Raw genomic sequence first — 21,018 nt, 5'->3', positions numbered from 1 at the left:
CTATCGCTTTCATACAGAACACGAATTGTATCTAAGTGTCACAAAAAAGACTTCGCTTTTTATTTTTAACCCGCAATCTCGTGATTATCGTTTTCAACCCGTTAGCAGATAGATACACTGCAAAAGCAACCCATAATGGAACGTAACATTATGCTGTTGGTCAAAACAGGCACATCCCACATTACAGGACAGAGGTTATGTTCAGGCAGTTGAAAAAAACGCTGTTGGCATCCCTTATTGCGACACTCGCTTTCGGACAGATTGCTCCTGCGTTTGCGGACGCAACGGATAATCTGCCGGATATGGGGACATCCGCAGGAAGCACGCTCTCCATTGGGCAGGAGATGCAGATGGGGGATTACTATGTTCGACAACTGCGCGGAAGCGCGCCGCTGATCAACGACCCGCTGTTGGTGCAGTACATCAACTCGCTCGGTATGCGGCTGGTCTCACACGCGTTTTCCGTGCGCACCCCGTTCCATTTTTATCTGATCAATAACGACGATATTAACGCCTTCGCCTTCTTCGGCGGCAACGTGGTACTGCACTCGGCGCTGTTCCGCTACTCAGATACCGAAAGCCAGCTGGCATCGGTGATGGCGCACGAAATTTCCCACGTCACGCAACGCCACCTGGCGCGCGCAATGGAAGATCAAAAGCGCAATGCTCCGCTGACCTGGGTCGGCGCGCTCGGTTCCATTCTGCTGGCGATGGCCAGCCCGCAGGCCGGGATGGCGGCGCTGAGCGGTACCTTAGCCGGTACCCAACAGGGCATGATCAGCTTTACCCGCCAGAACGAAGAAGAGGCTGACCGCATCGGGATTCAGGTACTTCAGCGCGCCGGCTTTGACCCGCAGGCCATGCCTGCATTTATGGAGAAGCTGCTCGATCAGTCACGCTACTCCTCACGTCCGCCGGAAATGCTGTTAACCCACCCCTTACCCGAGAGCCGTCTGTCCGATGCGCGTAACCGCGCCAACCAGATGCGTCCGGTGGTGGTGCAGTCTTCCGCCGACTTCTACTTTGCTAAAGCGCGTACGCTTGGCATGTACAACAACGGGCAAAACCAGCTCGGCAGCGACCTGCTCGACAGCTGGTCGAAAGGCAACGTGCGCGAACAGCACGCCGCCCAGTACGGCCGCGCGCTGCTGGCCATGGAAGCCAAAAACTACGCCGAAGCCAGCAAGCTGCTCCAGCCGCTGCTCAGCGCCGACGGCCAAAACGCCTGGTTCCTCGATCTCGCCACCGACATCGACCTGGGCCAGAACAAAACCAACGAGGCAATTAGCCGGCTGAAAAATGCCCGCGAACTGCGCACTAACCCGGTCCTCCAGCTTAACCTGGCTAACGCCCTGTTAGAGGGCGGGCAAGCTGGCGAAGCGGCCACCATTCTTAACCGCTATACCTTTAATAACAAAGATGACACCAACGGCTGGGATCTGCTGGCCCAGGCGGAAGCGAAGCTGGGCAACCGCGACCAGGAGCTGGCCGCACGGGCCGAAAATATGGCGCTGGTCGGCAGACTCGACCAGGCAATTTCCCTGCTGAGCGCCGCCAGCGCGCAGGTGAAATTACGCAGCCTGCAGCAGGCGCGCTACGATGCGCGCATCGACCAGCTGCGAGAGCTGCAGGAACGCTTCCGCCCTTATCAGAAAATGTAACAGGAGAGACGATGACGGATTCGGTCACGATTTACCACAACCCGCGCTGCTCAAAGAGCCGCGAGACCTTGAGCCTGCTGAAAGATAACGGCATTGACCCCAACGTGGTGCTCTACCTCGACACGCCGCCAGACGCCGCGACCCTGGCTAAGCTGATTAAGATGCTTGGCCTCAGCAGCGCCCGCGAGCTGATGCGGCAGAAAGAAGATCTCTACAAATCGCTGAACCTCGCCGATAGCCAACTCAGCGAAGAGCAGCTTATCCGGGCGATGGTCGAGAACCCGAAGCTGATTGAGCGCCCTATCGTGGTCAAAAACGGCCAGGCGCGCATTGGCCGCCCGCCAGAACAGGTGCTGGAGATTGTGGGCTAATTCGCCTTAAGGCCGCAGCGCTTCCAGAAAGGCCTGCGGCGTCATATTTCCCAGCTTTTTCTGCTGTTTCCCGCCGTTGAATAACACACAAAGTCTGCACGCCAGCTCGTCCGGCGTGTAGATGCTGGCCGCCGGAATGATCTCTGCCAGCGGTGAGGTCACCGTGACCGCCTGCCGTTTTTCGCCCGAATGCATTACGCTGGCGTTTATTCCTCGCTCAGCCAGATGCTGGTGCAGCGTGGCGATATACCCATCATTCAGCCACTCGTCGCTTTTAATCTCAACAGATTGGATATCACCCGGGAACTGCGCCAGCGCCTCATCCAGCCAGTGAATCACCAGCGGTGACGACATCCCCGAGTAGATCCGCGCCGCGCACCAACCGCTTACCGGCTCCTGCGCCCACAGCAGGTGATGATCGCCATCATCATCCATATGCAGCGACAGCGAGCGGTAGTGCAGGGTCAGCGTCTGCGGCCGAATGCCCGCCTTGAGCGCTTTCTTACCTTGCAGCATCTGTCCAGCCGTTTTCGGATAAGACGGCGCCAGATAACGGCTGAGCGTTGCCCGTGATAGCGGAATACCTAAACCTTCCACCACGATAAACAGCAGATCGTCCAACGGCGCGCTCAGAATTTCACGCAGAGCGTTAATCAATACAATCTGCTCTTGTCTCATCGCTTTGTGTACCACCTTTGGCACCGTACTTCGATCTGCCGTCTGCTCGCGATTACGCCAGCGGCGAACCGTCGTCACCGAAATACCCAATTCAACTGCCAGTTCACGGTCACTTTTATGCGATTCCTGGAGATATTTGCGGATACGAGGCGTCGTCGTCGCGTTAGCGTGCAGCTTAATTTCCATGCTATTCCTTAAAAAATAAGTAACTAATCATATGAGATTTATATAGATTAAGTCGATGCATTGTGACCCGATTCACCTTTCCGCCCCCACCTTTCTCCGATAATCCCCTCGTCGTTTTCTATTACATAACACACACAATGTCCGTTAATCTTATACGGAGTTCACAATGAACAATGTTCTGGGATTTTTAGAAGATAAATTGATGCCGATTGCGGCGAAAACCGCACAGCAACGTCATCTCGGCGCCATCCGCGGCGCATATGTTTCCTTTATGCCGTTTATTATCGTCGGCTCCATCCTGCTGGTTATCTCGTCGTTCCCGAATCAGAGCTATCAGCAGTTTATGTCCAGCACTTTTGGCGCCAGCTGGAGCGCCATTATCGAGATTCCGTTTAACGCGGTCTTCTCTACCATGTCGCTGTTTATTAGCTTCCTCGTTGCCTACCGTCTGGCGGAGCACTACGGCGACGACAAAATCTCCAGCGGCATCCTCGCGCTGGTGTGCTTCCTGATCCTGACACCGTTTATTAAGGTCGCCGAGAACGGCGGTATTACCGTCATGCCGGTAGAGTGGATTGGCACCAAAGGGCTGTTCGTCGCCATGATTGGCTCGCTGCTATGGACCGAGCTGTTCTGCTGGCTGAAGCGCAAAAAGCTGGTGATCAAAATGCCCGAAGGGGTACCGCCCGCGGTGCAGGAATCATTTGCCGCGCTGATCCCCGCGCTGGTGGTGATGATTCTGGTGCTGGCTATCCGCATCGGCTTTGAAAACACCCACTACAACACCATTCACCAATTTATTTACGACGTCGTCGCCACCCCGGTTCGTCATTTCGGCACCTCCTACTTTGGCGCGCTGATGACGGTATTCAGCATCACGATTCTGTGGTCGGTGGGGATCAACTCCGGCTCCATGGTCAACGGCATCATCCGTCCGCTGTGGATGGAAAACCAGACCGACAACATCGCCGCCATTCAGGCGGGCGTCACGCCGCCGCACATTATTACCGAACAGTTCTTCGACATGATCTGGATGGGGGGCGCAGGGGCCACGCTGTCGCTGGTCATCGCGATGCTAATTTTCGCCCGAAGTAAAAACATGCGCGAAGTGGCGCGTCTGGGCGCGGGGGCTTCCATCTTTAATATCAACGAACCGGTGCTGTTTGGTCTGCCGGTGATCATGAACCCGATCATGCTGATTCCGTTCAACCTGGTACCGCTGGTGCTGGTGACCGTTCAGTATCTGGCGATGAAAATCGGTGCGGTTGCGGTCACTACCGGGGTATTTATCCCGTGGACGCTGCCGCCGGTCATCAGCGGATTTATCGTCACCGGGCATATTTCCGGCAGCGTAATGCAAATTCTTAACCTGCTGATTGGCGCGATGCTGTACCTGCCGTTTATGCGCATCGTCGACAAGCAGTACCGCAATGCGGAAATCAGTGCCGTTGAGGAATCCGGCACGCTAGCAAAACAGGAGTAGCAAAGGATGTGGGGAATTATTGCAACCTGGCGCATGGCGCTGGAAGGCGTAGGCGAGTCAGCTTCTGCGCTGGCGGCTGGCAGCGCAGCAGCAACGTCCGTCGTGGATGCCGTGGTCGCGGTGGAGGATTTTCCGTTCTATAAATCGGTGGGCTATGGCGGCCTGCCGACCGAGAACGGCGAGGTTGAGCTGGACGCGGCATGGATGGACGGCGACACCCTGGCCTTTGGCGCGGTGGGCAATCTGGTCGATATCGCCAACCCGGTAAAAGTGGCGCAGGCGCTGGGCCGCCAACGCTATAACTCGCTGCTGGTCGGCCAGGGCGCACGCGAATGGGCGCTGAGCCAGGGTTTCGCCGAGAAAAAGATGCTCACCGAGCGCGCGATGCAGCACTACCGCAAGCGCTGTCGCGAAACGCTGGATAAAGGGTTAAGCCCCTACGATGGCCACGACACCGTCGGCGTGATTGCTCTCGATAAAAAAGGATCAATGAGCGTCGCCACCTCGACCAGCGGCCTGTTTATGAAAAAATGCGGGCGGATTGGCGACTCGCCGATTATCGGCTCTGGCTTCTACTGCGACAGCCAAATCGGTGCGGCTACCGCCACCGGCGTGGGCGAAGATCTCATGAAAGGCTGCACCAGCTATGAAATCGTCCGCCGTATGGAACAGGGAATGACGCCGCAGCAGGCGGCTGATTCCGTGGTTTACGAACTGGAAGATAAGCTGATGTCGCGCTTTGGCCGCGCGGGCGATCTCTCCGTGGTCTGTATGAACCGCAAAGGCGAGTTCGGCGCCGCGACCAACATCAAAACCTTCTCTTTCGTGGTCGCAACCGCCACCCAGCCGCTCACGGTGTTCCGCGCCGAGCGCGTCAAAGAGAAAACCCATTATCAGCCGGTGGACGACGCCTGGATGCAGGCCTATGCCGATCGCATTCGCGCGCCCATTGAGGAGTAAACGATGATTCACTACCGCTTAGTCACGGCGCTGCCCAGCGAACAGGAACAGTGTCATCTTATCACCAGACCCGATAGCCCCTTGCTCCAGCAGGATGCGCTACGCAATAACCCGCTGATTGCCGAGATGACGGCGCGCGCCGCTCAGGGAAAACTGGCGGATACCTGCTTCGGCTGCGGACCATTCACCCGTATTACGCTGGTGCCGCAAAGCGCCTGGCAGGACAATCTGACCGACTCACTGCTGGCTTTTCTGCGCCCGCTGTTTGCTTCACCAGCGTGCCGCGAGGTACTGCTGGATTGTACGCACATTCACGACACGGTACTGGCGAAAACTCTACGCTTCCTGTTTAACCAGCAGCACCGCCTGACGGATCTCGGGCTGAAAACCACGACTCAAAACGATACGCGTCTGACCCATATTCATGCCTACTGCCCGGATAGAGAACTGGCACGCCTTGAGCCCCTGTTTAAGCAACAGCAGGCTATCGCCAACGGGATGGTTGCCGCCCGTCGCCTGGCGGATATTCCCTCCGAGCAATGCACACCGCAGTTTGTGGTGGAAGAAGCTCAGCGCCTGTGTGCGGCCTTCCCTGCCCTGCGCTGTGAGGTTTTGGATGAACAAGCGATTGTCGAGCAGGGTCTGGGTCTGCTGCACGCGGTGGGTAAAGGAGCCAGCCGTCCGCCGCGTCTGCTGGCGATTCACTATGAGGGAGCGAGTCATGGCGCGGTACGCAGCTATGTTGGCAAAGGCATCACCTTCGATACCGGCGGTCTGTGGCTGAAAGACGGCGCGGGCATGTATACGATGAAATACGATATGTGCGGCGCAGCCAACGTCCTGGGCTTGATGCTAAGCATCGCCGAGCTGGCGTTACCGGTGCGGGTGATGGGCGTGCTGGCGCTGGCGGAAAACGCGATCGGTCCGGACGCCATGCAGCCGGGTAGCGTGGCGCGCGCCTGCAACGGCATGACGGTGGAGATCAACAACACCGATGCCGAAGGCCGTCTGGTGCTCTCTGACGCCATCGCCTGGGCCAGCCAGCACCATGCACAAACGCGCTATATCATCGACTTAGCCACCCTCACCGGCGCAGTAGTCAAAGCGCTGGGCTATGAGCTGAGCGGGCTGATGACCCAGGATAAGGCACTGCGTTCAGCGTTAACCCTGGCCGGTGAACAGAGCGGTGATGAAGTGTGGTCCTTGCCGCTCGATGCGCGGTTGAAAAAGCAAACGGAGAGCGCGATTGCCGATCTGTGCAACACGCCGACCAACAACGCGGCGATCAGCGCTTCCGCCGCCTGGCTGCTGCATCACTTCTGCCCTGCAGATATTCCGTGGGCACATCTTGACGTCAGCGGGACGGCACTGTGGCGTGAAGGCGGTAAAAGCGTGGCATCGGGCAGGCCGATTCCGCTACTGATGCAGCATTTGCTCAACGATCTGGTAAAAGAGGCGTGATGGCAATCGCCGTCAGGTAGGCCGGATAAGGCGAAGCCGCCATCCGGCAATGTGCTCGCTTCTGCCTGATGGCGCTACGCTTATCAGGCCTACAGTTTCAGAATTTCTTTCACAAACGGGATGGTCAGCTTACGCTGGGCGGTGATGGAGGCATGATCGAGCTGATCCAACGTCTGGAATAACGTTCGCATCTCCCTGTCCAGGCGCTTGAGCATAAAGCGGCAGACATCGTCCGGCATTTCAAAACCACGTAGACGGGCACGCAGCTGCAAGGCCTGGAGCTTGTCTTCGTCCGAGAGCGGCTGCAGCTTGTAGATTTGCCCCCAATCCAGGCGCGAAGCGAGATCCGGCAGGCCCAAATTCAGCTGGCGCGGCGGACGATCGCCGGTGATCAGCAGGCGCGTATTGCCGGATTCCAGAATGCGGTTATACAGGTTGAAGATCGCCATCTCCCACGGTTCGTCTCCCGCCACGCACTCGATATTATCGATACAGACCAGCGAGAGCTGCTCCATTCCTTCCAGCACTTCCGGTACAAACCAGGTGCGTTTATCCAGCGGAACGTAGCCAACCGCGTCGCCGCGCTGAGAGAGTTCGGCACAAGCCGCGTGCAGCAGATGGCTGCGACCGGCGCCTTCACGCGCCCAGATATAGATGTATCCGCTATGTTCCTGCCGCAGCACATTTTGCAGTGCGGCAAGTAAAGAAGGGTTATCGCCCGGGAAGAAACTCGCAAAGGTTTCGTCGTCGGGAAGATAAAGTGGCAAAGAGAGCTGTGCCGGTGCGTTCAGAGGAGACCTCAACATGGGCTTACGAAAAAACGTGAAGAGTTTACCACAGAAATAACGGATGAGAGAACCGGGCGGCGATCCCGCCCGGTTTGCGGATCACGACTTCGCTTCGTCGCTGTCCGCGGCGTCCAGCACCACTTCTTCCGGGCGCAGTACGCTGATAAGTTTAAAGACCAGGCTCAGGCAGATACCCACGATCGTCGCCAGCGCCATGCCTTTCAGCTCGGCCGCGCCGATGTGTACTTTCGCGCCGCTGACGCCGATTATCAGAATCACGGAGGTCAGGATCAGGTTCTGCGCTTTGCTGTAATCCACTTTCGATTCGATCAGCACGCGGATACCGGATGCGCCAATCACCCCGTACAGCAACAGAGACACGCCGCCCATCACCGGCAGCGGGATAATCTGAATGGCTGCCGCCAGCTTGCCGACGCAGGAGAGCAGAATCGCAATAATCGCCGCGCCGCCGATAACCCAGGTGCTGTACACGCGGGTAATCGCCATCACGCCGATGTTTTCACCGTAAGTGGTGTTCGGGGTAGAACCAAAGAAACCAGAAATCACCGTCGACAGACCGTTGGCAAACATTGAGCGATGCAGGCCCGGGTCGCGAATCAGATCTTTTTTGACGATGTTCGCCGTCACCACCAGGTGACCGACATGCTCGGCAATCACCACCAGCGCCGCCGGTAAAATAGTGAAAATAGCAAACCACTCGAAGCGCGGGGTATAGAAGGTTGGCAGCGCGAACCAGTGCGCCTGCGCAATCGGCGTGGTATCCACTACGCCCATCACGAAGGACAGCGCGTAACCGACCAGCACGCCGATCAGAATCGGGATAATTGCCAGGAAGCCGCGGAACAGCACGGAGCCGAACACGGTCACGCCGAGCGTCACCAGGGAAATAATAATGGTTTTGGTATCCGCAGACTGGCCATCCGGCGGCAGCAGGCCTGCCATGTTGGCCGCTACGCCCGCCAGCTCAAGACCGATGACGGCAACGATTGCGCCCATCGCCGCCGGCGGGAACATCACGTCCAGCCAGCCGGTACCCGCTTTCTTCACAATGAAAGAGACCAGGCAGAACAATACGCCGCACATAATAAAGCCGCCCAGCGCCACTTCATAACCTAACGGCAGCAGCAGCAGCACCGGAGAAATAAAGGCAAAGCTCGACCCGAGGTAGGCCGGGATTTTCCCTTTACAGATAAAGAGGTACAGCAGCGTGCCGATGCCGTTGAACAGCAGCACGGTAGCCGGGTTAATGTGGAACAGCACGGGCACCAGCACGGTTGCGCCAAACATGGCGAATAAATGCTGCAAGCTAAGCGGGATGGTCTGTAAAAGCGGTGGTCTCTCACTTACCCCAATTGCGCGGCGCGTCATTGTGTTTTCCTCTGTGTTATTAGTCTGGGTTTTTTATTCAAAAAAAAGCCGACTATCAAAGTCGGCTCTTTTTATTTTTTCGTTTACTTGGTACCAAAAATCTTATCGCCGGCATCGCCGAGGCCCGGGATGATGTATCCCTGCTCATTCAGCCCCTGGTCGATCGATGCGGTGTACAGCTCGATGTCCGGATGCGCTTTCTCCAGCGCCGCGATACCTTCCGGCGCAGCAACCAGCACCAGCACCTTGATGCTGGAGCAGCCCGCTTTTTTCAGCAGGTCGATAGTGGCGATAACGGAACCGCCGGTCGCGAGCATTGGGTCAACGATCAGCGCCATACGCTCATCAATGTTGGAAACCAGCTTCTGGAAGTACGGTACCGGCTCCAGCGTCTCTTCGTCACGGTACATACCCACCACGCTGATACGCGCGCTAGGGACGTTTTCCAGTACGCCATCCATCATCCCCAAGCCTGCACGCAGGATTGGCACAACGGTAATTTTCTTACCTTTGATCTGGTCGATTTCTACCGGGCCGTTCCAGCCTTCGATAGTCACCTTTTCCGTTTCCAGACCGGCAGTGGCTTCATAAGTCAGCAGGCTACCGACTTCGGAGGCGAGTTCACGGAAGCGTTTGGTGCTAATGTCGTTCTCACGCATCAGGCCCAGCTTGTGTTTGACGAGTGGGTGTTTAACTTCCACAATCTTCATTCTCTTTCTCCTTTAGATGGGGCAGCCACAAAAAAAATCGCGGGATTATACCGCTTTTTTTCGGCTGCGCCATACCTATGATGATTGACCAGGATCAAGCAAAGCGGCGAATGGCGCATCTGTCAGTATAAGACAGGATAAAAATAAACCCCGGCGAGCGGGGTTTTATTTTATCTATTCAGCGAGTTAAAGCTCACTGCCGTTGGTTGCAATCACCTTTTGATACCAGGCAAAAGATTTTTTACGACTGCGCGCCAGCGTACCGTTTCCTTCGTTGTCTTTGTCGACATAGATAAAGCCGTAGCGCTTTTTCATCTCGCCGGTGCCCGCGGAAACCAGGTCGATACAGCCCCACGGCGTGTAGCCCATCAGATCCACGCCATCCTCCACGACCGCTTTCTTCATTTCCGCGATATGCGCGGAGAGATAGTCGATACGGTACTGGTCGTTCACCGTACCGTCGCTCTCCAGCACATCGATGGCGCCAAAGCCGTTCTCCACGATAAACAGCGGCAGCTGATAGTGATCGTAGAACCAGTTCAGCGAGTAGCGCAGACCCACCGGGTCAATCTGCCAGCCCCAGTCGGATTTCTGCACATACGGGTTGGAAACCAGGCTGGTGGTTTCGTCGTAGTCGAGCTGCGGGTTATCTTCGGTAGCCTTGGTGGCAAACGACATATAGTAGCTAAAGCCGATGTAGTCGACGCAGCCCTCAGTGAGCGCCTGACGGTCTTCCTCGGTAATATCCAGCGCAAAACCGCGACGCTCGAAGTAGTTCAGCAGATGCTGCGGATATTTACCGCGCACGTGCACGTCGGTAAACCAGTAGCGGCGATGCATGGCGTTCATGGCCATCATCATGTCGTTCGGCGCGCAGGTCAGCGGGTAGATAGGACACATGGCGATCATGCAGCCAATTTGCAGCGCCGGATTGATTTCACGCGCCGCCTTCACCGCCAGGGCGCTGGCCACCAGCTCGTAGTGTGCCGCCTGGTACATCACCGGCTCGCGATCCTCGCCCGGCTGGTACTTCAGACCAGAGTTGGTAAACGGTGCAAAATCTTCGTGGTAGTTGGCCTGGTTGTTGATTTCATTAAACGTCATCCAGTACTTCACTTTGTGCTGGTAACGGGTAAACACCACTTTGGCGAAGCGGACAAAGAATTCAATCAGCTTACGGTTGCGCCAGCCGCCGTATTCCGTGACGAGGTGATACGGCATCTCAAAGTGCGACAGCGTGATAACCGGCTCAATACCCAGCTTCAGGCACTCATCGAACAGGTCGTCATAAAACTGCAGGCCCGCTTCGTTTGGCGTCAGCTCGTCGCCGTTCGGGAAAATACGCGTCCAGGCAATAGAGGTACGGAAGCATTTATAGCCCATCTCAGCGAATAGCTTCAGATCGTCTTTATAGCGATGGTAGAAGTCGATGGCTTCATGGTTGGGGTAATTTTTCCCCGGCAGCACGCCGTCGGTAATTTCACGCGGCACGCCGTGCGCACCTGCGGTCATCACGTCCGCGACGCTTACCCCCTTGCCGCCCTCTTTCCAGCCGCCTTCCAGTTGATGTGCTGCGACCGCGCCGCCCCAGAGAAACCCAGCTTTAAATCCAGACATATCTTTCCCTCGTTAATCAGTAAGTTGTCGCTGCGAATAGTGCTGATTGAAATGGTAAACCGCGCCAATGAGCCCGGCGTCGTTGCCGTGGCTGACGGTATCGATGTAATCGGCAATGCCAAACCAGGCAAGGTACTCACGCATCAGCGCCAGGAAACCGGGGCGTTCAACGATGCCGCCGCCGATGAGAATCGTCTGCGGGTCGAACAGGTTCACCAGGTTATAGAGGCCGGTGCCCAGGCCGTTGAAAAATTCGGCGACCAGCCGCTGACAGACGACATCACCCGCGTCGAAGCGGTCGAAAATTTCCTCGCCGGTGACCTCTTCCAGCGTTTTGCCGAGATGCTGCGCATAGCGATAACGAAGTACGCGCAGGGTACAGTTTTCGTTCATGGAGTAGCGGCGTACGTCGCGAGAGCCGGGACGTGAAGTTTGCATATAGCCGAATTCGCCAGCGCGAAAACGCGCGCCGTGCACCAGCTGATTGTTGGAGAAAATGGCGCCGCCGATACCGGTACCGATGGTCAGCACCAGAAAATCGGACAGTTCAGCCCCTTTGCCCTGCCAGCGCTCGGCCAATAGCACACAGTTGGCGTCGTTTTCGATAGCGACGGGCAGACCGGTACGCTTCTCCAGCCACTCTTTAATAGCAAAGTTGTCGAAACGCCGAATCGCGCCGCCCATTTCGATATAGCCGGTATGCGGGTTAACGTAACCCGGCGCGCTAATAGCGACGCCTTCACATTCGGGATGGGCGGTAATCCAGCCTTCTATCGCCGCGAGGATCTGCTCGCCGTCGCTGTCAGTGATAAGCTGTTTCCCTTTTTCCAGCAGTTCGCCGCTGTCGGCGACTACCCCCATTTTTAACGCCGTACCTCCAATATCAAAGGCAGCAATTTTCATTCCATTCAATCCCTTCTGGCCATTCTCAGATCGGTTACCGGGCGTTATGCAACAAAAACAGAAACCGGTTTCATTACTATGATGTGGATTCATCAGAGAGGATGCAAGGACAAGGGAGTACCCGGTTTCATTTTCGTGAGCAGTATCATATTTGACCAATTTAATGATGGAAACACGGCAAAATTCGCAGGTGAAAAATTGGGTGCAGAATAGGCTCGCAAACGTTTGCCTGGACTGATAGAATTGCGCCGATTTTTCTTGCTATCGCAAATGCGTGGAGACTTGCAGTGACCGACAAAACCTCTCTCAGCTATAAAGATGCCGGTGTTGATATTGACGCAGGAAACGCTCTGGTTGACCGTATCAAAGGGGTGGTGAAGAAAACGCGCCGTCCGGAAGTGATGGGTGGATTAGGCGGTTTCGGCGCCCTGTGCGCACTGCCACAAAAATATCGTGAACCGGTGCTGGTTTCAGGCACTGACGGCGTTGGCACGAAGTTACGCTTAGCGATGGATTTAAAACGTCATGACACCATCGGCATTGACCTGGTGGCCATGTGCGTTAACGATCTGGTGGTTCAGGGTGCCGAGCCGCTGTTCTTCCTCGACTATTACGCTACCGGCAAGCTGGACGTCGACACGGCGGCAAGCGTGATCAACGGCATCGCCGAAGGCTGCCTGCAGTCCGGCTGCGCGCTGGTCGGCGGTGAAACTGCTGAAATGCCGGGCATGTACCACGGCGAAGATTACGACGTAGCGGGTTTCTGCGTGGGCGTGGTCGAAAAATCTGAAATCATCGACGGCAGCAAAGTTGCCGACGGCGACGTGCTGATCGCGCTGGGCTCCAGCGGCCCGCACTCCAACGGCTACTCGCTGGTGCGCAAAATTGTCGAAGTCAGCGGCTGCAACCCGGACACCACGATGCTGAAAGGCAAAACCCTGGCCGACCATCTGCTGGCGCCGACCCGCATTTACGTGAAATCCATTCTTGAGCTGATTGCGAACGTCGACGTTCACGCGATCGCCCACCTGACCGGCGGCGGCTTCTGGGAAAACATCCCGCGCGTACTGCCGGATAACACCCAGGCGGTGATCGACGAATCCTCCTGGCAGTGGCCGGCGGTGTTCAACTGGATGCAGGATGCCGGTAACGTTAGCCGCCACGAAATGTACCGCACCTTTAACTGCGGCGTCGGCATGGTGATCGCTCTGGCGGCGGATCAGGCCGATAAAGCCATCGCCCTGATGAACGAAAAAGGTGAAAACGCGTGGAAAATCGGCTATATCAAAGCCACGGATTCCGAACAGCGTGTGGTCATCGAGTAAATGAAAAATATCGTGGTGCTGATTTCCGGCAACGGCAGCAACTTACAGGCCATTATTGATGCCTGTGAGCAGAAAAGGATTCATGGCACCATCCGGGCAGTGTTCAGCAATAAGGCCGACGCGTTCGGCCTTGAGCGGGCCCGCGCCGCAGGTATTGCCCAGCACGCGCTGTCTGCCAGCCAGTTCGCCAGCCGCGAAGCGTTCGACCGCGAATTGATGCACGAGATTGACGCCTACGCGCCGGATGTCGTGGTGCTGGCGGGTTATATGCGCATCCTGAGCGCTGAATTCGTACAGCACTATCAGGGCAAACTGCTCAACATCCACCCTTCTCTACTGCCGAAATATCCCGGGCTGAATACGCACCGTCAGGCGCTGGAGAACGGTGATGCGGAACACGGCACTTCCGTGCACTTCGTGACCGAAGAGCTGGACGGCGGACCGGTCATTTTGCAGGCCAAGGTGCCGGTTTTTGACGGCGATGACGAAGCGGAAATCACTTCACGCGTGCAGGTCCAGGAGCATGCTATCTACCCGCTGGTGGTGGGCTGGTTCCTCGATGGTCGCCTGAAGATGCAGGATAATCACGCCTGGCTTGACGGCGTGCCGCTGCCGCCAGCAGGCTACGCAGCGGAAGAGTAGTCTCGTCTCGATACGCATGATAACGGGGGCCTTTATGGCCCTCTTTTTTATGCCTTTCTATCAGCGCTACAGGCTCGTAGAAAGGCTAAAAAAAGCTTACATATCAAAACGGACAGCGAATATTTTCGTAGGCGAAACAGGATAACTGTCATACTAAGATGACACAGTTGGACATAACCCGGCAAAGCTAGCAATATAAACAGTGAGACGACTTTGCCGCGTCCCGTGAATTAACCGGAGTGTGAGTAGTAATGGGTCAGGAAAAACTGTACATCGAAAAAGAACTGAGCTGGTTGTCCTTCAACGAGCGCGTCCTTCAGGAAGCGGCAGATAAAAGCAACCCGCTGATTGAACGCATGCGTTTTCTGGGGATCTACTCTAACAACCTCGACGAATTTTATAAGGTCCGCTTTGCGGAGCTGAAACGTCGCATCATTATCAGCGAAGAACAGGGCGTGACCACACATTCCCGCCACCTGCTGAGTAAAATCCAGGCTCGGGTACTCAAAGCCGACCAGGAGTTCGATGGACTGTATAACGAACTGCTGCTGGAGATGGCGCGTAACCAGATCTTCCTGATTAACGAGCGCCAGCTGTCCGTCAACCAACAGGGCTGGCTGCGCCACTACTTTAAACAACACCTGCGCCAGCACATCACACCGATTCTGCTGAACCGCGAAACCGACCTGGTGCAGTTCCTGAAAGACGATTACACCTATCTGGCGGTGGAAATCATCCGCGGCGACGAGATCAACTACGCGCTGCTGGAGATACCTTCTGATAAGGTACCGCGCTTCGTTAACCTGCCCCCGGAAACGCCGCGCCGCCGCAAACCAATGATTCTGCTGGATAACATCCTGCGCTATTGCCTTGACGACATCTTCAAAGGCTTCTTCGACTACGATGCTCTCAACGCCTACTCGATGAAAATGACCCGTGATGCCGAGTACGATCTGGTGCACGAAATGGAGTCGAGCCTGATGGAGCTGATGTCCTCCAGCCTCAAGCAGCGCCTCACCGCCGAACCGGTGCGCTTTGTCTATCAGCGCGACATGCCGGACGCGATGGTCGAAATGCTGCGCAAAAAGCTGACTATCTCCCGCTACGACTCGATCGTTCCCGGTGGCCGCTACCACAACTTTAAAGACTTTATCGGTTTCCCGAACGTCGGTAAGGCCAACCTGGTCAACAAGCCGCTGCCGCGTCTTCGCCACCTGTGGTTTGATAAATTCCGCAACGGCTTCGACGCCATTCGCGAGCGCGATGTGCTGCTCTATTATCCGTACCACACCTTTGAACACGTGCTGGAACTGCTGCGTCAGGCCTCCTTCGACCCGAGCGTACTGGCGATAAAAATCAACATCTATCGCGTGGCAAAAGACTCGCGCATCATTGATGCCATGATTCACGCCGCGCACAACGGTAAGAAAGTGACGGTGGTGGTGGAGCTACAGGCGCGCTTCGACGAAGAGGCCAACATCCACTGGGCGAAGCGGCTCACCGAAGCAGGGGTACATGTCATCTTCTCCGCGCCGGGGCTGAAAATTCACGCCAAACTGTTCCTCATCTCCCGTAAAGAAGGCGATGACGTGGTGCGCTACGCCCATATCGGCACCGGTAACTTTAACGAGAAAACCGCGCGCATCTACACCGACTACTCGCTGCTCACCGCCGATGCGCGTATCACCAACGAAGTGCGCCGGGTATTTAACTTTATTGAGAACCCCTATCGTCCGGTGAGCTTCGACTATCTGCTGGTCTCACCGCAGAACTCGCGCCGCCTGTTGTACGAGATGATCGACCGCGAAATCGCCAACGCACAGAACGGTATCGCAGCCGGGATCACCCTTAAGCTCAACAACCTGGTGGATAAAGGGTTGGTCGATCGCCTGTATGCGGCCTCCAGTTCAGGCGTGCAGGTCAACCTGCTGATCCGCGGCATGTGCTCTTTGATCCCTGAATTAGAGGGGATCAGTGAAAATATTCGTGTCATTAGCATCGTTGACCGTTTCCTTGAGCACGACAGGATCTATATTTTTGAGAACGGCGGCGATAAACGCGTTTATCTCTCCTCCGCTGACTGGATGACCCGTAATATCGACTACCGTATTGAAGTGGCGACGCCGCTGCTCGATCCGCGTCTCAAACAACGGATCCTCGATATTATCGATATTCTGTTTAGCGACACGGTGAAAGCCCGTTTTATTGATAAAGAACTGAGTAATCGCTATGTTCCGCGCGGCAACCGCCGTAAGGTCCGCTCGCAGCAGGCGATTTACGATTACATCAAATCACTTGAACAACCTGACTAACCTATGCCAATAAAAAGCAAAGCACCCCGGCCGCAGGAGTTTGCGGCGGTTGATCTTGGTTCGAACAGTTTTCACATGGTCATTGCGCGCGTCGTCGACGGTGCGATGCAGATCATCGGCCGCCTGAAACAGCGCGTTCATCTGGCCGACGGTCTGGATGAGAACAACATGCTGAGTGAAGAGGCCATGGAACGCGGGTTAAGCTGCCTGTCGCTATTTGCCGAGCGACTACAGGGCTTCTCCCCTTCCAGCGTCTGTATCGTGGGTACGCACTCGTTACGTCAGGCCGCCAACGCGACCGAGTTTCTCAAGCGCGCGGAAAAAGTGATCCCCTACCCGATTGAAATCATCTCCGGGAATGAAGAAGCCCGTCTGATTTTCATGGGCGTAGAGCACACACAGCCGGAGAAAGGCCGCAAGCTGGTTATCGACATCGGCGGCGGCTCAACGGAGCTGGTGATTGGCGAAGATTTCGAACCCAAGCTGGTAGAAAGCCGCCGCATGGGTTGCGTGAGCTTCGGGCAGCAGTTCTTCCTGGCAGGAACCATCAATCGCGAGAACTTCCAGCGCGCCCGTATGGCGGCGGTACAAAAGCTGGAAACCCTGGCATGGCAGTTCCGCATCCAGGGCTGGAGCGTAGCGATGGGCGCTTCCGGCACCATTAAGGCCGCGCATGAAGTGCTGCTCGAGATGGGCGAGAAAGACGGTTTTATCACCCCGGAGCGGCTGGAAAAGCTGGTTGAAGAAGTGCTGAAGTTTAAAAACTTCAGCAGCCTGAGTTTGCCAGGCCTGTCCGAAGAGCGTAAAGGCGTCTTTGTGCCGGGGCTGGCGATTCTCTGCGGCGTGTTCGACGCGCTGGCGATTAAAGAGCTGCGCCTGTCTGACGGCGCGCTGCGCGAAGGCGTGCTGTATGAGATGGAAGGCCGCTTCCGCCATCAGGACGTGCGTAGCCGCACCGCGCAAAGCCTGGCAAACCAGTACAACATCGACCGCGAGCAGGCCCAACGCGTACTCGAAACCACCATGCAAATGTACGATCAGTGGCTGGAGCAGAACCCGAAGCTGGGTAACCCGCAGCTGAACGCGCTGCTGAAATGGGCATCGATGCTGCACGAAGTGGGGCTAAATATTAACCACAGCGGTATGCATCGCCACTCGGCCTACATTCTGCAAAACAGCGATCTGCCGGGCTTCAACCAGGAACAGCAATATCTGATGGCGACGCTGGTGCGCTTCCATCGTAAAGCCATTAAGCTCGACGAGCTGCCGCGCTTTACGCTGTTTAAGAAGAAACAGTTCCTGCCGATGATCCAGCTGTTACGCCTGGGCGTGCTGCTGAACAACCAACGTCAGGCAACCACCACGCCGCCGACGCTGAAGCTCACGACCGAAGCCAACCACTGGACGCTCTGCTTCCCGCACGACTGGTTTACCCAGAACGCGCTGGTGCTGCTCGATTTGGAAAAAGAGCAGGAGTACTGGGAGAGCGTCACCGGCTGGTTGTTAAAAATCACAGAGGAGCGTGCGCCCGACGAGGTCGTCGCGGCCTGATTCAACGCTTGTGCACTCGGCTGCCGCCAGCTCCTCAAGGGGAGCTGGCCTACCGATGCTATAACCCTGCAGATAATCAATACCCAGCGCGATCGCCGCCTGACGAATCTCTTCGTTTTCCACATATTCCGCCACCACGCGCATTTTCTTCATCCGCGCCAGATGGCAGATCGATGCCACTATCTGATAGTCCATACTGCTGGTCGCAATATTGCGGATAAAACTGCCGTCAATTTTGAGGATATCAGCGCTGATATGCTTAAGCCTGGCGTAGCTGGCGTATCCGGTGCCAAAATCATCTATTGCCACCCGGCAGCCCAGTTCCTGTAGCTCTCGAAGCGTGCGACGAGCCTGTTCCACATTGACCAACGAATGACTTTCAGTAATTTCAAAGACCAACTGCCATGCTTCGATGCCATGCTCTTCCAGCAATAACGCCACCTGTTGGGAAAAGCCTAGCCCGCTTGCCGTTGATGGCGCGAGGTTCAGCGCCAGACGCATACCGGGGTTGGTCGCCCGACGGCTGGCCATAAAGCGCAGCGTATTTTCCAGTACCCACAGGTCGATACGCGAAGCCATACCAAATTCGTGGGCGACCGGCAGGAACAGCGTTGGCGAGATCAACTCATCATCATCATCGCCCAACATTCGCAACAGCACTTCGTGATAATTATCGCCGCGAATGCCGACGATCGGCTGCGCCATCAGGCGGAAACGGTCGTTCTCCAGCGCTTGTTGAACGCGGACCATCATCGCGATTTTGTCCTTCAGCTCCTGCTGCAAGTGCTGCGCGCCGCGCCGCTGGAGGTTTTCCGGGCGGTCGGTCACCAGAGACAGCTCGGCCACCGTATTCAGCTCGCCCAGCATCAGCGAAAGGTGTGATACTGGCGATTGAATGTAGCAGTAGCTGAGGCCAATCTGCGGCTGTAACGGCATACCGTTCCAGCTATAGCGGAACATTTTCAGACGCGCATAGAGATCTTCAATACGCTCTTTGTAGGATTCCGTATGCAGCTGTACTGCCAGGTCGCTGCCGGTCAGCTGATACACCCCTTCGCCCGGGCGGAGCACCTCGCTCAGGTACTCCGCCAGATTCTGCTTGTAGTTGATACGCAGCATAATCCCGTAGTGCCGGGTAAGGACCTCGAGATCCGGCATACGCAGGAAACACAGTACCGACCATGGCGCCTTGCTTATTGCCCGATTCAAGGCGCGCATGTTGGGCAGATTGACCACGGGATCGATAAAGGCCATCCGCCGTACCCGATCGTGGATAGCCCGCTGACGGCTTGAGAGCATGGCCATATAAGCAATGATAAACGAGAATACCAGGAAGCTGGACGAGGTAATTGCCAGCTGTACGCTGTAACCTGCTGTGTGCGGCACGTAGTGATAATGGTAGTGAATCGCCACAATCAGCAGCAGCGTCCAGACCACCGAAATAAAGCGGTAACCGAAGCGCATCGATCCCCACAGCATGATGGGCAGCAGCAAAGAGAGGGTATAGTTGGTACTGAAAATGGTGCTGCCACTGTCCAGCGGCATCATCAGCATGGAGAAAATCCCCAGCACGAAGCCGCTCCAGACTATTATTTCCGGCCACTTCACTTTTGGATCAAAGTCCAGGCGCACCTGAGAAATAAAAGCGCGAATATAATAAGGGTTGCGGATTAACCTAATCAGCAAATAACACAGCGGCACGCCGGTCAGGTAGCCCATCAGCAGCGACTGGTAGTTGATCAGATTGCGCTGGGTCAGCGGCGAGGTCCACTGTACATCGCTGAAACTCGGGTATATACCAATATAGAGCGTAAATTGGATCAGCAGCATAAACAGTGTGGCAGGGATAAACATCTGCCAGAACAACCGCTGTGCCATGAGCCGCGTGTCGCCATGCGACACCATTTTGCGCCCGCTGTTGAAATACTGATAGCCGCCCCATGCCACCAGCGTAGGAATCAGAAACTGCAGCGTGATGCCCATTTCTTCAACCACATGCAGATCGCGCGTGAGATAGCAGCCAATACCTACAATCAACCCAGGCAGTGCTTTCCAGCCGAAAAACAGCATCATACACAGCAGAAACGGCATCGGCAGATAATAAAGGTAGGTCTTGCCACCGCCAACATAGGTGTACGTATTAGCAAGTCTAATTATTGGCAATATCAGAAGTGGCAATATCAGCGGAAGGCCCCACCAGCAATCGCGATATTGCTTATATATTTTACAGAAATTCATAGATGCTCTATAGATACCCCAAATCCTGCTGGGTATTTTCAGACAGGCATCCAACCTGGCTTAAACGTCCGCGAAAGAAGGCAATGCGCGGGTATAGCGAGGATTTTAGTTATCAGTTACGAATGAAGTTTGATGTGAGTCAAGAAACCGCGTACATAAAAACAATAATTTCGTTTTCTTTGCCGTTCATCTAATTATTAATTTATCTTTGTGAATACGTATAATATCTTATATAACATTAATTAATGTTTTATCTGACGGATTTTTACATTCATCTCAATTGACCCGTGCGCCACTCTGTGCCTTAATGTACAAATCGCCCGTCTATGGGTATTGCTAAAGGACCCCTTTGTGAGCCAGGTTACCAGCCTACGAAAACGACACCGATTTAACAGTCGAATGACCCGGATCGTACTGCTTATCAGTTTCCTCTTCTTCTTCGGACGCTTCGTCTACTCCTCCATCGGTGCGTGGCATCACCACCAGGACAAAAAAGAATCCCAGCAGAGCAGCCTGTCGCAACAGACTCCCCCCGCACAAACCGACGATCGTTAATCCCCCAAAAGATTCCTTACCGAATGGCTAAGCATCCCGTTTAACCATCCGGTAAGGGATCTGCATGACAGGCCATATCCAGTCGTAAAGTGGGCAAAAAAATGTTTCCCGCACGAATACACAAAATTTTATTTTCGCTTCGCCGCACCATTCGCGCTGTTTTTTATACTCTTGATAAATGGGCAGAA

General features: G+C 55.5%; 17 protein-coding genes. 10 read left to right on the top strand and 7 right to left on the bottom strand.

Translation table 11 applies throughout. The features are described 5' to 3' along the window. The first annotated feature begins 197 nt into the window (after nt 1-197). Together bepA and arsC are read left to right on the top strand one after the other, a co-directional pair. Nucleotides 198-1,661, top strand: coding sequence for a beta-barrel assembly-enhancing protease (gene bepA, locus M989_RS06820; RefSeq protein WP_064543628.1), 1,464 nt, complete (start codon nt 198-200; stop codon nt 1,659-1,661). 11 nt (nt 1,662-1,672) lie between these two features. After that, on the top strand, nt 1,673-2,032 hold the full coding sequence (gene arsC, locus M989_RS06815) for an arsenate reductase (glutaredoxin) (RefSeq protein WP_064543626.1): 360 nt from the start codon (nt 1,673-1,675) through the stop codon (nt 2,030-2,032). A gap of 6 nt (nt 2,033-2,038) precedes the next feature. On the opposite strand, the gene M989_RS06810 is transcribed toward arsC, so the two are convergent. After that, a complete protein-coding gene (locus tag M989_RS06810) occupies nt 2,039-2,896 on the bottom strand; it encodes a helix-turn-helix transcriptional regulator (protein WP_064543624.1) in 858 nt (285 codons plus the stop codon). A gap of 166 nt (nt 2,897-3,062) precedes the next feature. Between M989_RS06810 and celB the strand changes: the two genes are divergently transcribed. From celB to M989_RS06795, 3 genes are read left to right on the top strand one after another with little or no spacing between them, the layout of a single operon-like run. After that, entirely contained in the window at nt 3,063-4,379 is a 1,317-nt protein-coding gene (gene celB / locus M989_RS06805; protein WP_064543622.1) for a PTS cellobiose transporter subunit IIC, read from the top strand. Nucleotides 4,380-4,385: 6 nt separating this feature from the next. After that, nucleotides 4,386-5,339, top strand: coding sequence for a glycosylasparaginase (locus tag M989_RS06800; RefSeq protein ID WP_064543620.1), 954 nt, complete (start codon nt 4,386-4,388; stop codon nt 5,337-5,339). 3 nt (nt 5,340-5,342) lie between these two features. After that, on the top strand, nt 5,343-6,800 hold the full coding sequence (locus M989_RS06795) for a leucyl aminopeptidase family protein (RefSeq protein ID WP_064543618.1): 1,458 nt from the start codon (nt 5,343-5,345) through the stop codon (nt 6,798-6,800). An 89-nt stretch (nt 6,801-6,889) separates the two neighbouring features. Here the strand turns inward: M989_RS06795 and M989_RS06790 are convergent, their stop codons facing one another. The 5 genes from M989_RS06790 to bglK all read right to left on the bottom strand — a co-directional run bounded on the left by M989_RS06790 (nt 6,890) and on the right by bglK (nt 12,207). Next, nucleotides 6,890-7,591 (bottom strand): DnaA inactivator Hda, encoded by a 702-nt coding sequence (locus M989_RS06790; RefSeq protein ID WP_074398749.1) that lies wholly within the window; start codon nt 7,589-7,591, stop codon nt 6,890-6,892. A gap of 96 nt (nt 7,592-7,687) precedes the next feature. Further along, nucleotides 7,688-8,977, bottom strand: a complete 1,290-nt coding sequence (gene uraA, locus M989_RS06785; protein WP_064543614.1) for a uracil permease — start codon at nt 8,975-8,977, stop codon at nt 7,688-7,690. Nucleotides 8,978-9,060: 83 nt separating this feature from the next. Next, nucleotides 9,061-9,687: a uracil phosphoribosyltransferase gene (upp, locus tag M989_RS06780; RefSeq protein ID WP_064543612.1), complete on the bottom strand. Its 627-nt coding sequence runs from the start codon at nt 9,685-9,687 to the stop codon at nt 9,061-9,063. A 186-nt stretch (nt 9,688-9,873) separates the two neighbouring features. Next, nucleotides 9,874-11,304 (bottom strand): 6-phospho-beta-glucosidase, encoded by a 1,431-nt coding sequence (locus M989_RS06775; protein ID WP_064543609.1) that lies wholly within the window; start codon nt 11,302-11,304, stop codon nt 9,874-9,876. 12 nt (nt 11,305-11,316) lie between these two features. Continuing rightward, complete coding sequence (gene bglK, locus M989_RS06770; RefSeq protein ID WP_064543606.1) at nt 11,317-12,207, bottom strand: beta-glucoside kinase BglK; 891 nt, start codon at nt 12,205-12,207, stop codon at nt 11,317-11,319. A 287-nt stretch (nt 12,208-12,494) separates the two neighbouring features. On the opposite strand from bglK, the gene purM reads away from it, so the two are divergent. The 4 genes from purM (at nt 12,495) to ppx (ending at nt 18,037) form a co-directional block, all read left to right on the top strand. Next, the gene (purM, locus tag M989_RS06765; protein WP_064543603.1) at nt 12,495-13,532 is read left to right on the top strand and encodes a phosphoribosylformylglycinamidine cyclo-ligase; all 1,038 of its coding nucleotides are present in this window, start codon (nt 12,495-12,497) and stop codon (nt 13,530-13,532) included. Next, nucleotides 13,533-14,174: a phosphoribosylglycinamide formyltransferase gene (gene purN / locus M989_RS06760; RefSeq protein WP_064543601.1), complete on the top strand. Its 642-nt coding sequence runs from the start codon at nt 13,533-13,535 to the stop codon at nt 14,172-14,174. It abuts the gene before it with no gap. Nucleotides 14,175-14,425: 251 nt separating this feature from the next. Beyond that, on the top strand, nt 14,426-16,486 hold the full coding sequence (gene ppk1 / locus M989_RS06755; RefSeq protein WP_064543599.1) for a polyphosphate kinase 1: 2,061 nt from the start codon (nt 14,426-14,428) through the stop codon (nt 16,484-16,486). A gap of 3 nt (nt 16,487-16,489) precedes the next feature. Continuing rightward, nucleotides 16,490-18,037, top strand: coding sequence for an exopolyphosphatase (ppx, locus tag M989_RS06750; protein ID WP_064543597.1), 1,548 nt, complete (start codon nt 16,490-16,492; stop codon nt 18,035-18,037). Here the strand turns inward: ppx and M989_RS06745 are convergent. Continuing rightward, on the bottom strand, nt 17,990-20,275 hold the full coding sequence (locus tag M989_RS06745) for an EAL domain-containing protein (protein ID WP_083965130.1): 2,286 nt from the start codon (nt 20,273-20,275) through the stop codon (nt 17,990-17,992). The genes ppx and M989_RS06745 overlap by 48 nt on opposite strands. Before the next feature lie 351 nt (nt 20,276-20,626). Here M989_RS06745 and M989_RS24460 point away from each other — a divergent pair, with 351 nt between their 5' ends. After that, the gene (locus tag M989_RS24460; protein ID WP_074398748.1) at nt 20,627-20,830 is read left to right on the top strand and encodes a YfgG family protein; all 204 of its coding nucleotides are present in this window, start codon (nt 20,627-20,629) and stop codon (nt 20,828-20,830) included. Nucleotides 20,831-21,018 lie beyond the last annotated feature (188 nt).

This window comes from Kluyvera georgiana ATCC 51603, assembly GCF_001654985.1.
Classification (GTDB): Bacteria; Pseudomonadota; Gammaproteobacteria; order Enterobacterales; family Enterobacteriaceae; genus Kluyvera; species Kluyvera georgiana.
This window is presented reverse-complemented; position numbering and strand designations above follow the sequence as displayed.